This window comes from Bacillus cereus group sp. N14 (genome assembly GCF_016483555.1).
GTDB lineage: Bacteria > Bacillota > Bacilli > Bacillales > Bacillaceae_G > Bacillus_A > Bacillus_A wiedmannii.
This window is the reverse complement of record NZ_JAEHBQ010000011.1, coordinates 168,613-182,871: the sequence shown is the minus strand read 5'-3', so window position 1 is coordinate 182,871 and position 14,259 is coordinate 168,613. Positions and strand designations below refer to the sequence as shown.

The window sequence follows — 14,259 nt, the reverse complement described above, 5'->3', positions numbered from 1 at the left end:
GTCAGAAGCTCCATCCCCCTCCCATTCTGAGCGAGCCGTTTGCGCTTTTAATTATATCCAGCTTCAGCGGCTAGAATCTCCGGCCATTTCGCTCTCTCGGTCGAAGCAAAAAGCGCTTCTTGGTCGAGAGCTCCAATGTCCTGCGATTCTGAACGAGCCGCTTGCGCTTTTAAATTTTAAAAAGACAAAAACAGGTAGTTGCAAAATGGAGTTAGCCTTGTTATAATTTCATCATATGTGTTTCATCAATATAGTTGTGTAAGCAGCTGAAGATGAAAAACTCTGTTTCGAAAATGATTCAGGGCGGAAGGAGATGAAAAGAATGAAAGCAGGAATCCATCCAAATTACAATAAAGTTGTATTTATGGACACGAACACAGGCTTCAAATTCTTAAGCGGGTCTACTAAAGGCTCTAGCGAAACTGTTGAGTGGGAAGATGGTAACACTTATCCATTACTAAAAATTGAGATCAGTTCTGATTCTCACCCATTCTACACTGGACGTCAGAAGTTTGCTACTGCAGACGGACGTGTTGACCGCTTCAATAAGAAATACGGTATCAAGTAATAAAGAACATAAAACAGGCAAGTGTATGTATTCGCTTGTCTGTTTTTTTTGCAAAAATATTAAACCTTTACCCTACTTTGGATTAGGAAAGTAGATGAAAGGAGAGCTCAATGTACTTAATGAATCAAAATGGTTGGATTGAAGTGATTTGCGGGAGTATGTTTTCTGGAAAATCAGAAGAGCTCATCCGCCGTATACGCCGTACGCAATTTGCGAAACAACATGCGATTGTATTTAAACCATGTATTGATAATCGTTATAGTGAAGAAGATGTTGTATCACATAATGGATTAAAGGTTAAAGCAGTTCCTGTTTCAGCTTCAAAAGATATATTTAACCATGTAGCAGAAGAAATGGATGTTATTGCAATCGATGAGGTACAATTTTTTGATGGGGACATTGTGGAAGTGGTGCAAGTATTGGCAAATCGTGGCTATCGTGTCATTGTAGCTGGATTAGACCAAGATTTCCGTGGTCTACCATTTGGACAAGTTCCTCAGCTGATGGCGATTGCTGAACATGTAACTAAGTTGCAGGCAGTGTGTTCTGCATGCGGATCTCCTGCAAGTCGTACGCAACGTTTAATCGATGGAGAACCAGCGGCATTTGATGATCCAATTATTTTAGTTGGGGCTTCAGAATCGTATGAACCACGTTGTCGTCATTGTCATGCAGTACCTACAAAACAAAGATAAATGAAACTCGCTATGTAGAGCGGGTTTTTTTCGAAAATAGATGAAGATTGGTGGCCGGCTCTTCGTACAGCTAAGAACTTTAGGCAGTCAGAGCTGAGCAAGCCGCTTACGCTTTTAAATATTATCTAGCTCCAGCGGCTAGAATGATCGGTGGTTTCGCTTCTTCCTGCGAGGCAAAGAGCGCCTCTCTGTCAGAAGCTCCAACCTCCTCCCGTTCTGAGCAAGCCGCTTACGCTTTTAAATATATCTAGTTCCGGTGGCTAGCTCTTCGTGTCTAAGAACCTCCCGCACGAGAAGACAAAAAGCGTCTTCTGTGCGAGAGAACCTTAGCCAGTCAGAGCTGAGTGAGCCACCTCCACTTTTAAATATAATTTGCGTTTTTTTGATTAAGTACCATATACTATTTGTATTAGATACTAGGATGTAGAGGTGAATGGTGTGTTAGATCGTTTGCAGGCTGTAGAAGATCGTTATGAGAAGTTAAATGAATTGTTAAGTGATCCAGAGGTTATTAGCGATACGAATAAGCTTCGTGAGTATTCAAAGGAACAATCTGATATGCAGGAAACGGTAGAGGTGTACCGTGAGTATAAAGATGTTCGTGAGCAATTAAGAGATGCAAAAGCAATGTTAGAAGATAAGTTAGACGCTGATATGCGTGACATGGTAAAAGAAGAGGTTTCTGAATTAGAAGGACAAGATAAAGAATTGTCAGAGCGTCTGAAAATTTTACTTGTTCCAAAAGACCCTAATGATGATAAAAACGTTATCGTTGAGGTTCGTGGTGCTGCTGGTGGTGACGAGGCCGCTTTATTTGCTGGTGATTTATATCGTATGTATAGCCGTTATGCTGAGGTACAAGGTTGGAAAACTGAAATTATCGAAGCGAGCTATACAGAGTTAGGTGGATATAAAGAGATTATCTTTATGATTAACGGTAAAGGTGCTTTCGCGAAGCTGAAATTCGAGAATGGTGCTCACCGTGTACAACGTGTTCCTGAAACGGAATCTGGTGGACGTATTCATACATCTACAGCAACTGTAGCTGTATTACCAGAGGCAGAAGAAGTAGAAATTAGTATTCATGAAAAAGATGTTCGTGTTGATACGTTTGCTTCTAGTGGTCCTGGTGGACAAAGTGTTAATACAACGATGTCAGCGGTACGTTTAACGCATTTACCGACTGGTGTAGTTGTATCGTGTCAGGATGAGAAATCACAAATCAAGAATAAAGAAAAAGCGATGAAAGTATTACGCGCACGTGTTTATGATAAGTTTAGACAAGAAGCGCAAGCTGAGTATGATCAAAACCGTAAACAAGCTGTTGGTACGGGTGATCGTTCAGAGCGTATTCGTACGTATAATTTCCCGCAAAACCGCGTTACAGACCATCGAATCGGTTTAACGATTCAAAAGCTAGATCAAATCTTACAAGGTAAGTTAGATGATTTCATCAATGCCTTAGTGATGGAAGATCAGGCTCAAAAGATGGAGGCAGCTGAGTAATGCGTGTCTATGAAGCCCTGAAATGGGCTTCTTCTTTTTTACAGGAAAATGGACGAGATGAAAATGCGGGAGAACTTGTCCTTTGTCATGTATTAAAGACGAACAGAACCGGAATGCTCATGAATATGCGTGAAGAAATAACTGTGGAACAAGAAACAAGTTTTACGGAGTTTATTCACAAGCATGTAGAAGGTATTCCTATTCAATATATGATTGGTTATGAAATGTTTTATGGACGGTCGTTCTTTGTGAATGAAGAAGTATTAATACCAAGACCGGAAACAGAAGAGCTTATAGTGGGAGTGTTAGAAAGAATCGAGCGTCATTTTGGCGATGAGAAACTACATGTGGCGGACATTGGTACAGGTAGTGGAGCGATTTCTATTACGCTTGCTTTAGAAAATAAAAATCTTCATGTGTATACGGTAGATATTGCACAAGAGTCGATTGAAGTTGCAAAAGAAAATGCAAAAACTTTAGGCGCAGAAGTAACGTTCTATCATGGTGATTTATTGTCACCATTTTATAAAACAGGTCAAAAGTTAGATGTTGTTGTTTCAAACCCTCCATATATACCGGAAGAGGATTGGCGTGGCCTTTCTCCTGTGGTGAAAGAGCATGAGCCAAAGAGAGCACTTGTTGGCGGTGAAGACGGATTAGATTTCTATCGCCGTTTTATGGAAGAGTTGCCGAATGTGTTGCAGAAGAAAGCAATTGTGGCATTTGAAATTGGAGTAGGGCAAGGTGAGGATGTAAAATGGTTGTTACAACAAGCTTTTCCACATGCTCATGTTGAGGTTGTTTTTGATATTAATGGAAAAGATCGTATGGTATTTGCAGAGATGGAGTAAGGTTCACACCTTACTCTATTTTTTTGTGGAAAAATTTATATAGATTTTGAATTTAATAGTTTAGAAAGATAAAAGTCTGTCCACACTGTTTGTAGAAGGGACGGTGGAGGAAATGAAAAAACAAGTTATTGCTTATCTTCTTCTATTATTAATTGGTGCACAGTTGCTTGTGCAGTTTGGATATATGAAAGCTGATGCGAAAGGGCCTTCAGTTATTCCGAAAGAGGCCGTTCGATTACGGATTTTAGCAAATAGTGATTCAGATAAAGATCAGGCTTTAAAGCGCAAAGTGCGTGATGAAGTAAAAGCACAAATTGATGGATGGGTAGCAGATTTAACTTCATTTGAAGAGGCACGTAAAGTCATTCAAAGTCATATTCCAGAAATCGAAAAAACAGTGGCAAATACGTTGAAAAAAGAAGGAAGTAAAGATTCATTTCAAGTGAAATTTAGTAAGAATGTAAAGTTCCCTACAAAGGTATATGGTAATTTTATTTATCCAGCAGGGGAATATGAGGCGGTATTGATTACAATTGGGGAAGGGGAAGGGGCAAACTGGTGGTGTGTATTATTTCCACCGATGTGTTTCTTAGATTTTTCAAGTGGTACAGCTGTAAGGAAAGAAGAACATGTTGTGAAGGCTGAATCTCCTGAAGAGGAGCAAGTAAAACAAATAGATGATGAAGAAGTAGTAAATACAGAAGAGAAAAAAGAGGATGAGGTGAAAGAAAAGAAAGCTGTAAAGCAGGAAGTCGCAAAAAAAGTAACAGCTTCTGAAAAGAAAGTAGTAAAAAATGAAACGAAAGTAGAAGAACAACCTGTAAGTAAAGAGGAAACAAAAACTGTGGAAAAAGTGGAGAAACCTGTGGAACAAAAACAAGAAAAACAAAATGAGTATGTAAAAGTAGAGGAGGAAGAAGAAAAGCCAGAAGTTAAGTTATTTATTGTAGAAGCTTTTACATCTTTATTCTCTAAATAGTACTATTCGTAAATCCCTTCTCATATATAACAAAGAGGAGGGATTTACTATGAAGAAAGTATATTTTGCTACGAAAGCAGATGTGGAAAGATTGCATTCTTTTTTCGGACAAGCTAATAAAAAAGATGATAAAATAAATGAGTTGTACGCGCAATTTATGATTTTGGAAGAGGCGGAAGAAATACGGGCTGTCATCGGATATGAACAAAGTGAAGAACACGCACTGATTCGTTCTTGTTTATTCACACCTAATGTGGATAAACAGACTTTCTTATATTTTTTTGAAATGTTTTTGCAGTATATGAAAGAAAAAAATATTCGACAATTGTACTTACTAACAAATCATCCACAATCTATAACAATCTTTCAGTTTTTTGACTTTGTTACTATAGAGAAAGAAAACGTACCAGAGGGAATTCGACAGTTAGAACACTTTTGTAAAAATATAAAAGAGCCAAATGCAATAATACTAAATTGTCAGCTATTCACAAAGTTATCCACGGATTAATTAGGTTTATCCACATTTTGTGGATAAACCTTGTTTGTCTTTTGGATAAATCTCATAGTAAACTAAAAATAGACAAGTATTTCAGGGTAGAAAAGGACGTGGGAAAAAATGCATACAAATATGTGGGTTGTGGATAATGTTGTGGAAAGAAAAAAATATTATCCACAGTTACAAGAAGCAGCAAAATTATTAAGGGAAAACGAGGCGATTGCCTTCCCTACAGAAACGGTATATGGACTAGGTGCAAACGCGATGAATGATGAAGCAATCGCGAAAATTTTTGAAGCGAAAGGAAGACCGAGTGATAATCCACTTATTGTCCACATCGGTACAAAATCACAGTTAGATGGGATTGTGAAAGAAATCCCGCCAGTTGCAGAGAAGTTAATGGAGCATTTTTGGCCAGGCCCGTTAACAATTATTTTACCTAGAAAAGAAGGGATTTCAGAGAAGGTGACGGCAGGACTTAATACGGTTGGAGTAAGAATGCCTGATCATCCAGTAGCGCTTGCTCTTATTGAAGAGGCAAATGTACCTGTTGCAGCACCGAGTGCGAATCGCTCTGGTCGCCCAAGTCCGACACTAGCTTCTCACGTATATGAAGATTTAAATGAGAAAATTGCAGGTATTGTAGATGGTGGTGCGACGGGAGTAGGTGTTGAATCGACTGTAATTGATTGTACGAGCGAGGTTCCAACGATATTACGCCCAGGTGGAATTACGAAAGAACAATTAGAAGCGGTAATTGGTACTGTTTCTTTAGATCCGGCTTTAAAGGACGAGAAGGAAAAACCGAAATCACCTGGAATGAAATATACACATTATGCACCGAAAGCGCCGCTTAGCATTGTTGAAGGATCACGTGAGTTTATTCAGCGCCTTGTGGATGAGAAGAAGGAAGAAGGATTCAAAGTGGGTTTATTAACGACAGAAGAGTATCAGCATGTATATAGCGCGGATGTTGTATTATCTTGTGGTGTTCGAAGCGATTTAGCTAGTGTGGCGACTAAATTATATGATGTACTTAGAACATTTGATGCAAGTGAAGTGGATGTTATTTTTAGTGAATCATTTCCAAATGAAGGAATAGGGAATGCCATTATGAATCGCTTAACGAAAGCAGCAGGACATCAGATTATTACTGAATCATAAGGTACGATTAGCAAACAGAATATTTCTCCTCGGATAAGCATATTTTGAAGTAGCACGTCCGAGGAGGGACATGAATGACGTTTGAACAGCTAATACCTTTAACAATTATGGCATTCGCCTTAGGGATGGATGCGTTCTCGGTGAGTCTTGGTATGGGAATGATGACCTTAAAGGTAAGACAAATTCTGTATATCGGTATGACGATAGGGATATTTCATATTATCATGCCATTTATAGGAATGATATTAGGTCGCTTTTTATCAGAACAGTATGGAGACATTGCGCATTTTGCAGGTGCTATTTTATTAATTGGACTAGGATTCTATATTATATATTCATCTATTTTGGAGAATGAAGAGACTAGAACGGCCCCTATTGGAATTAGTTTATTCGTATTTGCATTTGGCGTTAGTATAGATAGTTTTTCAGTAGGCCTTAGTCTTGGTATTTACGGGGCGCAGACAATTATTACGATATTACTTTTTGGATTTGTTAGTATGTTATTAGCGTGGATTGGTTTATTAATTGGTAGACATGCAAAAGATATGCTCGGTACATATGGTGAGATAGTAGGTGGTATCATTTTGGTTGGATTTGGATTATATCTCCTTTTTCCTATATAATTTTAAATAGGAGGGAGTTATGAATAAATTATTGGAATGGTATATTCGATTTTTAACTTTTTTCCCTAGGTGGTTAAGACGGCTTGTTATTTGGGGTATTATTTTGCAAATTTCAATTTTAGGTTGGATGAAGTTAATTCGCGAATGGTAAGATAGTTCCTTTCTGTGCATAGTTTTATTTATACTATATACTGATTACACTAAAAAATTATAGATATAGAAAGGATGAGATAAATGACGAGATTGAAGCAAGTTTTTGGTATTATTATTAGTTTTTTTGTTTTTTGGTTTAGTATGCTCGGTGTACAAATGTTTGCTGAGTTTTTAGATATTGAGTCATTGAAGTTTGTGGCGGGAAAAACGGAGGCAGCGCGTGCCTTTTATTCTCCATATCCGTTTATAATCGTTTTTCTTATTACATTGCTTTCCCTATATTTCTTAGTAATTAAGCTTGGGAAACCGAAAAAAGAGAAAGTACCTACTTTAGAGGAAAAAAAGGAAGAATTACAATGATAAAATCCCTTGCTAAATAGCAGGGGATTTTATGTTTGAGTGATGGAAGGAATCGAGCCGCTTCCGCTTTTAAACTGGTCTTACCAACTCGAATTGTTCGCCTAGTTTAGCGTAGTTGTGTCCTGCTAGGCGGCTTACTGGTTTTAGTCCTTCTGCATGAATGCGGCCGTTTTCGTATAGGTGTTCTGCGACGTGGAAACGAACGACGCGTCCGATTAGTAGATCGCAAGCTGGTGAGTCTTCTGTTCCGCCAAGAGGGATTGCGCGTTCTAGTACGCATTCCATTCGAATATTAGCTTCTTTCACACCTGGAACGGAGATGACATCACTTTCAATTGGTGTTAGTTTTGCTAGTTCAATTTCACTTTCATTTGGCGGGAGGTTAGCCGCTGTTTCGTTAATTGCTTCTACGTAAGATTCATCAGAGATATGTACGACAAATTCACCTTTTTCAATTGCGTTTCGGGAAGTGTCCTTTCTTTCTCCGGCTTTTCGTTGTACAGAAACTGAGATAAGTGGTGGATTAGCAGCGACAATATTGAAATAGCTATACGGTGCTCCGTTTAATACGCCGTCTTTTGTTACAGAAGTAACGAATGCGACAGGGCGTGGAATGATACTTCCCGTTAATAATTTGTAATTCTCTTTTTCCGTTTGTTCATTTGGATTAATGGATAACATGCGTAAAATCCCCTTTCTAAATATGACGACTTATTGTTTGTTTACAAGATGTTAGTGGAAAACTCCTGCTGAAAATAATATTTTTATTACATAAAAAGAACTTACTTCATTGTGATTGAAGTAAGTTCCGTCTAAATAATCTCGAATTCAAGATAAAAATTATAATAAAACGTATGCACCAGGTCCGATTAAAGCTACCCCGATAGCAACGGCGATTAACATTAAGTTGTATTCATATCCGTTTTGGGTTACCCAGTAACCATTTTTCCCGTGAACAGTGAAGATTGCCATTAACATTGTTCCGACGATAAATAATGAACCGATTGCAGTGAAAATACCTGATGCGAATAAGAAACCACCTAATAATTCAGTTGCGCCAGCCATAAATGCCATAAATACACCAGGGCGTAAACCGATTGATTCCATCCAGCCACCTGTTCCTTTTAAACCGTAACCACCGAACCAACCAAATAATTTTTGAGCACCATGACCCATGAATGTAATACCTATAATAAGACGAATAATAAGAAGACCGAAATCCATCATTTTTGAAACCTCCTAAAAGTTATTAACTTACCTTATGTAAGTAATAATAAAATAGTTACTTACTTTAGTCAAGCGGATTTTGAAAAAAGTTTGAAAAAAATTTTACAAATTAAAAACAAAAAACAAAATGTAGTAAAGACCTCTAGACAAGTTGGGTAAAAAAAGAGAAAATATAAGTAGAAGTTAACTTCTTATTGTTATTCAGACAATCAGAATTGACTGGAATTTTGCAAAGAGCTACAATAAGAGTCTATTAGTAATGACGTAATTTATTTCGAAAGCGTTTTTACAGTATAATATTCGAAGTATGAAGTCTTACATGTATCCCGAGTTTTACTAGGGATTGCCCTATAAACTTTTAGGTAAATTATGAGGAGGACTATCCTATGTTTAAAAAATTATTCGGTTTTGGTTCAAAAACAAATGAAGAAACAATCGTAGCTCCATTAACTGGAGCAGTGAAAAATATTGAAGAAGTACCAGATCCAGTATTCGCTGGTCGTATGATGGGTGAAGGTGTTGCAATCGATCCTACTGAAGGTGTAGTTGTATCTCCAGTTGATGGTGAAATCGTACAGTTATTCCACACAAAACATGCTGTAGGAATTAAAGCGAAAAACGGTACAGAAATTTTAATCCACGTTGGATTAGAAACTGTAAAAATGGAAGGCGAAGGTTTCGAAGCTCACGTTTCTGAAGGCCAAGCTGTAAAAGCTGGAGATAAATTAATCTCATTCGACTTAGAATTAATCCGTGAAAAAGCGAAAAGTACAATTACCCCAATTGTTATTACAAACACAGATGCAGCTGAGTCTATTAAAACAACTGTAGGTGTAACAGCTACAAAAGGTTCAACAGAAGTAATGAAAGTTACAATGAAATAATTATTGTATAAGAGGAATCCGTTTCATATGAAATGGATTCCTTCTTTTGTTTTGTAGTAGGCTTGCTATGTATGTTAAAATACTCTAGGCACTTGGAAATAGGGTTTCACATATATGTGGATAAGGCGCATTTTTCTTAGAAAAAATATAAGAGAAATGCGCCTTTCGTATATTCACATTTCTTTTGTTCTATTCTTATGTACGTTATGATGAAAGATAGGAAAAAGAAGAAAAGGGGTGGGTTTGGATGGAACGAGTGTTATTTATTTGCACTGGAAATACATGCCGTAGCCCGATGGCTGAGGCGTTACTTCGTCATCATGGAGAAGGGAAGTTTGAAGTGCAATCTGCTGGTGTTTTCGCCTATCCTGGAAGTGATGCGTCGATATATGCAAAGGAAGCTTTAGCTGAAAAGGGAATTACAATCGATCATGCTTCGCAACAGATAAATGAAGCTTTGATTGATTGGGCAGATATTGTAGTAACAATGACGGAAAACCATAAGCAAATTGTACTTGGGCATTATCCGAGTGTTGAAAAGAAAGTGGATACATTATATGGAGTAACTGAGGGGATAAGTAAGGATATTTCAGATCCATTTGGCGGTTCACTTTCTATTTATAAAGAAACGTTAGAAGAGATGGAAAAACTTGTACAAACTTTACTGAAAAAACATTCAGAAGGTTGATGTTTCGTGTATAATACGATATTGGAGATTACTTCGTTCCGTTAAGGTAACGAGTGAGAAATGAAGATAATTGATTGAAACTTTGGAGGGGTAAAAATGAAAGTAGTAGTAGCATCTGATCACGGCGGTATGAATATCCGTAAAGAACTTGTAAGTTTATTAGAAGAGTTAAATATTGAATATATTGATTTAGGTTGTGAATGTGAAGCTGGTTCTGTTGATTACCCTGATTTTGCGTTTCCAGCAGCGGAAATGGTAGCGAATGGTGAAGTAGATCGTGGTATTTTAGTTTGTGGGACGGGCATCGGTATGTCAATTGCAGCAAACAAAGTAAATGGTATTCGTTGTGCATTAGTTCATGATACTTTCAGTGCGAAAGCAACGAGAGAGCATAATGATACAAACATGTTAGCAATGGGCGAGCGTGTAATTGGTGCAGGTCTAGCACGTGACATCGCAAAAATTTGGTTAACAACTGACTATGAAGGTGGTCGTCATGAAAACCGCGTAGGAAAAATTAAAACATACGAAACAAAGTAATAGATTCTAACTAGAAGTAGTATGAAATATAATTTGGTGAACCAACCTGTGAAAGGAAGAGGCGTAATGACAGAAATCGTAAAGGTAAGAGAACAGTTACAAATTTCGCTTGCTGATTTCCAAGAACAAGCTTCATTACAAAGTGGTCAAATTTTTGTAGTGGGGTGTAGCACGAGCGAAGTGCTAGGAGAAAGAATTGGGACATCAGGAACGATGGAAGTAGCAGAGGCGATTTTTTCTGAGTTAAAACAATTTCAAGAGCAAACAGGTATTGAGTTGGCGTTTCAATGTTGTGAGCATTTAAACCGTGCTTTAGTAGTTGAGAGAGAGTTGGCGATGAAATATCAATTTGAAATTGTAACAGTTACGCCTGTTAGATCAGCAGGTGGTGCATTAGCAACATATGCGTATCACAATTTGAAAGATCCGGTAGTAATTGAGTTTATTAAAGCAGATGCAGGAATGGATATTGGTGATACATTTATCGGTATGCATTTAAAGCATGTAGCTGTTCCGGTTCGTACAGGTGTGAAGGAAATTGGAAGTGCGCATGTAACGATGGCAACAACACGTGGAAAACTAATTGGTGGAGCACGTGCTGTTTATGCGGCGAAGGAAGAGACTATAACTTGCCGTTAGACATGAAAAATTATAAAGTCGCATAATAGCTTTATATCGAGAGATAAAAGGTATGTAGTCTGACTTTATAATAGAAGAAAGAAAAGACCGATTTTCGGTCTTTTTTTTCTTTTATGATATAGAAAGTCATGTTAGAATGTAGTTGAAAACATGAAGGTTCGAAAGAATTACAACCTGAATTTTCGTTTTTTCTGAATAAATGAGAAAAAACTATTGGGAATCGATGTAATTCGTTCAGAAAAGGGGGATTTTGGTGGATCATTTAAAACGTCAAGATGAAAAGGTATTTGCTGCAATTGAGGCAGAACTAGGAAGACAGCGTTCAAAGATTGAGTTAATTGCTTCGGAAAACTTCGTAAGTGAAGCAGTAATGGAGGCGCAAGGTTCTGTTTTAACGAATAAGTATGCTGAAGGATATCCTGGAAAACGCTACTATGGTGGCTGTGAGCACGTAGACGTAGTGGAAGATATCGCACGTGATCGCGCGAAAGAAATTTTTGGTGCAGAGCATGTAAATGTTCAACCACATTCTGGTGCACAAGCGAACATGGCAGTATACTTTACGATTTTAGAGCAAGGCGATACAGTACTTGGTATGAATTTATCTCATGGTGGTCACTTAACACACGGAAGCCCTGTTAACTTCAGTGGAGTACAATATAATTTCGTAGAATATGGCGTGGATGCTGAATCTCACCGTATTAATTACGATGATGTATTAGCAAAAGCGAAAGAACATAAACCAAAATTAATCGTTGCAGGTGCAAGTGCATATCCTCGTGTTATCGATTTCAAACGATTCCGTGAGATTGCAGATGAAGTGGGTGCATACTTTATGGTTGATATGGCACATATCGCTGGTTTAGTAGCTGCTGGTTTACATCCAAACCCAGTACCACACGCACATTTCGTTACAACGACAACACATAAAACATTACGTGGTCCACGTGGTGGTATGATTTTATGTGAAGAGCAATTTGCAAAACAAATTGATAAATCAATCTTCCCTGGTATTCAAGGTGGTCCACTTATGCACGTAATTGCCGCAAAAGCTGTTGCATTTGGTGAGACGCTACAAGATGATTTTAAAACATATGCACAAAATATCATTAATAATGCGAACCGCTTAGCTGAAGGTCTTCAAAAAGAAGGACTTACACTTGTTTCTGGTGGAACAGACAATCATTTAATCCTGATTGATGTTCGTAACTTAGAAATCACAGGTAAAGTAGCAGAGCACGTATTAGATGAAGTTGGTATTACAGTGAACAAAAATACAATTCCATTTGAAACAGCAAGCCCATTTGTAACAAGCGGTGTACGTATCGGTACGGCAGCTGTAACATCTCGTGGTTTCGGTTTAGAAGAAATGGATGAAATTGCGTCACTTATTGCTTACACATTAAAAAATCATGAAAATGAAGCTGCATTAGAAGAAGCAAGTAAGCGTGTAGAAGCGTTAACGAGCAAATTTCCAATGTACACAGACCTATAATAGATTAAAGAAGACTGCTGAGACGTAATTGTTTTGGCAGTTTTTTTTTGGACATATATTGTTCTTTAAGTATGTATACAAATGATGAATAAATTTTGGCGATATAATGAAGGATACAGCTCCCATAATTGGTAAAGATACTAGATAGATTCATCGTAAAATCATGATTTTGCCAAATTTGCCCTTGAATATTAGTAGCGTTTTCTTTACAATCGTAAATAGTGTAAAAAAGCGTGCAAACGCATGAATATCATCTAAAGGAGAGATTCACATGGGAAAACTGTATGTATTTGATCACCCGTTAATTCAACATAAGATTACATATATTCGCGATAAGAATACAGGTACGAAAGATTTTCGTGAATTAGTGGACGAAGTAGCAAGTTTAATGGCTTTCGAAATTACTCGCGATCTTCCACTTAAAGACATTGAAATTGAAACACCTGTAAGCAAAGCGACAACAAAAGTGATCGCTGGTAAAAAGCTTGGTTTAATTCCGATTTTACGTGCAGGTTTAGGAATGGTTGATGGAATTCTGAAATTAATTCCAGCAGCAAAAGTAGGACACGTTGGTTTATACCGTGACCCTAAAACGTTGCAACCGGTAGAATACTATGTGAAACTTCCAACGGATGTAGAAGAACGTGACTTTATCGTACTAGATCCGATGCTAGCAACAGGTGGTTCTGCAGCTGAAGCAATTAATTCTCTGAAAAAGCGCGGTGCAAAACAAATTAAATTAATGTGTATCGTTGCAGCTCCAGAAGGAGTAAAAGTAGTACAAGAAGAACATCCTGATGTTGATATTTATGTAGCAGCATTAGATGAGAAATTAAATGACCACGGATATGTAGTACCAGGTCTTGGTGATGCTGGTGACCGTTTATTCGGAACGAAGTAAGACAACTGACGAGAGGGGATTCCCCTCTCGTTTTTTTTTGTTCCGAGTAAGTAGGGGAGGGAGATAAATATACAGGCTATATACAACATAAGTTGTATACACACCACATATAATATAGAAGTCTTACGTCTAGCAAACACTATATATGGAAGGGGAGCGTTATATTTTAAAAATATAATAGTGACAAACTTGTGAACATTATCTTCTATTATAAATAGAAAACTGTTAGAAATTGCATATCTATAACCAGTATTTAGAAGGGTAACGTTTTCATTTTTGGGAGGAAATACCTGATACTCAAATTTTTTGATTTTTTACGATTTCTCGTTGACACTGTTAATACCCTATTGTATGCTAACAACGGGGATAGATGGTAGGGCTTTCAGTGACAAAAATACATCTATTCCGTGACGAAAATGTAAACTTTTTATTTTGTATAGGATTTATGCAAAAAAATGAGTTATTATTAACACATCGTGAATGAGGGTTA

General features: G+C 37.5%; 20 protein-coding genes. 18 read left to right on the top strand and 2 right to left on the bottom strand.

The features are described 5' to 3' along the window. The 11 genes from JDS82_RS29565 to JDS82_RS17295 form a co-directional block, all read left to right on the top strand. A partial coding sequence (locus tag JDS82_RS29565) for a hypothetical protein (RefSeq protein WP_206773445.1) occupies nt 1-226 on the top strand: 226 nt, incomplete at its 5' end. 96 nt (nt 227-322) lie between these two features. After that, complete coding sequence (locus tag JDS82_RS17335) at nt 323-568, top strand: type B 50S ribosomal protein L31 (protein ID WP_000643447.1); 246 nt, start codon at nt 323-325, stop codon at nt 566-568. A gap of 110 nt (nt 569-678) precedes the next feature. Continuing rightward, the gene (locus JDS82_RS17330; RefSeq protein WP_000281084.1) at nt 679-1,263 is read left to right on the top strand and encodes a thymidine kinase; all 585 of its coding nucleotides are present in this window, start codon (nt 679-681) and stop codon (nt 1,261-1,263) included. A 438-nt stretch (nt 1,264-1,701) separates the two neighbouring features. Next, nucleotides 1,702-2,769 (top strand): peptide chain release factor 1, encoded by a 1,068-nt coding sequence (gene prfA / locus JDS82_RS17325; protein WP_002096180.1) that lies wholly within the window; start codon nt 1,702-1,704, stop codon nt 2,767-2,769. Then, nucleotides 2,769-3,620 carry a peptide chain release factor N(5)-glutamine methyltransferase gene (gene prmC, locus JDS82_RS17320; protein ID WP_001267076.1) on the top strand — a complete coding sequence of 284 codons (852 nt, stop codon included), beginning with the start codon at nt 2,769-2,771 and terminating at the stop codon, nt 3,618-3,620. The genes prfA and prmC overlap by 1 nt, the downstream gene beginning before the upstream one ends. 112 nt (nt 3,621-3,732) lie before the next feature. Next, nucleotides 3,733-4,599 (top strand): stage II sporulation protein R, encoded by an 867-nt coding sequence (gene spoIIR / locus JDS82_RS17315; RefSeq protein WP_046960153.1) that lies wholly within the window; start codon nt 3,733-3,735, stop codon nt 4,597-4,599. Nucleotides 4,600-4,648: 49 nt separating this feature from the next. Further along, nucleotides 4,649-5,107: a GNAT family N-acetyltransferase gene (locus tag JDS82_RS17310; protein ID WP_000758431.1), complete on the top strand. Its 459-nt coding sequence runs from the start codon at nt 4,649-4,651 to the stop codon at nt 5,105-5,107. A gap of 108 nt (nt 5,108-5,215) precedes the next feature. Then, nucleotides 5,216-6,259 (top strand): L-threonylcarbamoyladenylate synthase, encoded by a 1,044-nt coding sequence (locus JDS82_RS17305; protein WP_088321275.1) that lies wholly within the window; start codon nt 5,216-5,218, stop codon nt 6,257-6,259. Between the two features lie 74 nt (nt 6,260-6,333). After that, nucleotides 6,334-6,882, top strand: a complete 549-nt coding sequence (locus JDS82_RS17300) for a manganese efflux pump MntP (protein ID WP_000142486.1) — start codon at nt 6,334-6,336, stop codon at nt 6,880-6,882. 19 nt (nt 6,883-6,901) lie between these two features. Beyond that, nucleotides 6,902-7,033, top strand: coding sequence for a hypothetical protein (locus tag JDS82_RS30085; protein ID WP_001037624.1), 132 nt, complete (start codon nt 6,902-6,904; stop codon nt 7,031-7,033). A gap of 83 nt (nt 7,034-7,116) precedes the next feature. Beyond that, entirely contained in the window at nt 7,117-7,395 is a 279-nt protein-coding gene (locus tag JDS82_RS17295) for a DUF3935 domain-containing protein (RefSeq protein ID WP_000197467.1), read from the top strand. Nucleotides 7,396-7,464: 69 nt separating this feature from the next. On the opposite strand, the gene JDS82_RS17290 is transcribed toward JDS82_RS17295, so the two are convergent. Both JDS82_RS17290 and JDS82_RS17285 read right to left on the bottom strand, forming a co-directional pair. Then, nucleotides 7,465-8,076 (bottom strand): flavin reductase family protein, encoded by a 612-nt coding sequence (locus JDS82_RS17290; protein ID WP_000949075.1) that lies wholly within the window; start codon nt 8,074-8,076, stop codon nt 7,465-7,467. Nucleotides 8,077-8,235: 159 nt separating this feature from the next. After that, a complete protein-coding gene (locus tag JDS82_RS17285; RefSeq protein ID WP_000968618.1) occupies nt 8,236-8,622 on the bottom strand; it encodes a DoxX family protein in 387 nt (128 codons plus the stop codon). A 386-nt stretch (nt 8,623-9,008) separates the two neighbouring features. Between JDS82_RS17285 and JDS82_RS17280 the strand changes: the two genes are divergently transcribed. From JDS82_RS17280 to JDS82_RS17250, 7 genes are all read left to right on the top strand, one after another. Next, nucleotides 9,009-9,506: a PTS sugar transporter subunit IIA gene (locus tag JDS82_RS17280; RefSeq protein ID WP_000473649.1), complete on the top strand. Its 498-nt coding sequence runs from the start codon at nt 9,009-9,011 to the stop codon at nt 9,504-9,506. A 247-nt stretch (nt 9,507-9,753) separates the two neighbouring features. Beyond that, nucleotides 9,754-10,194 (top strand): low molecular weight protein arginine phosphatase, encoded by a 441-nt coding sequence (locus tag JDS82_RS17275; RefSeq protein WP_048542685.1) that lies wholly within the window; start codon nt 9,754-9,756, stop codon nt 10,192-10,194. A 96-nt stretch (nt 10,195-10,290) separates the two neighbouring features. Then, nucleotides 10,291-10,734, top strand: a complete 444-nt coding sequence (rpiB, locus tag JDS82_RS17270; RefSeq protein WP_000869917.1) for a ribose 5-phosphate isomerase B — start codon at nt 10,291-10,293, stop codon at nt 10,732-10,734. Between the two features lie 21 nt (nt 10,735-10,755). Continuing rightward, nucleotides 10,756-11,373 (top strand): TIGR01440 family protein, encoded by a 618-nt coding sequence (locus JDS82_RS17265; protein WP_095205689.1) that lies wholly within the window; start codon nt 10,756-10,758, stop codon nt 11,371-11,373. Between the two features lie 253 nt (nt 11,374-11,626). Next, nucleotides 11,627-12,868: a serine hydroxymethyltransferase gene (glyA, locus tag JDS82_RS17260; protein WP_000349796.1), complete on the top strand. Its 1,242-nt coding sequence runs from the start codon at nt 11,627-11,629 to the stop codon at nt 12,866-12,868. Between the two features lie 271 nt (nt 12,869-13,139). Next, nucleotides 13,140-13,769, top strand: coding sequence for a uracil phosphoribosyltransferase (gene upp, locus JDS82_RS17255; RefSeq protein WP_000517539.1), 630 nt, complete (start codon nt 13,140-13,142; stop codon nt 13,767-13,769). Between the two features lie 370 nt (nt 13,770-14,139). Continuing rightward, nucleotides 14,140-14,253 (top strand): DUF4024 domain-containing protein, encoded by a 114-nt coding sequence (locus JDS82_RS17250; protein ID WP_000232961.1) that lies wholly within the window; start codon nt 14,140-14,142, stop codon nt 14,251-14,253. Nucleotides 14,254-14,259 lie beyond the last annotated feature (6 nt).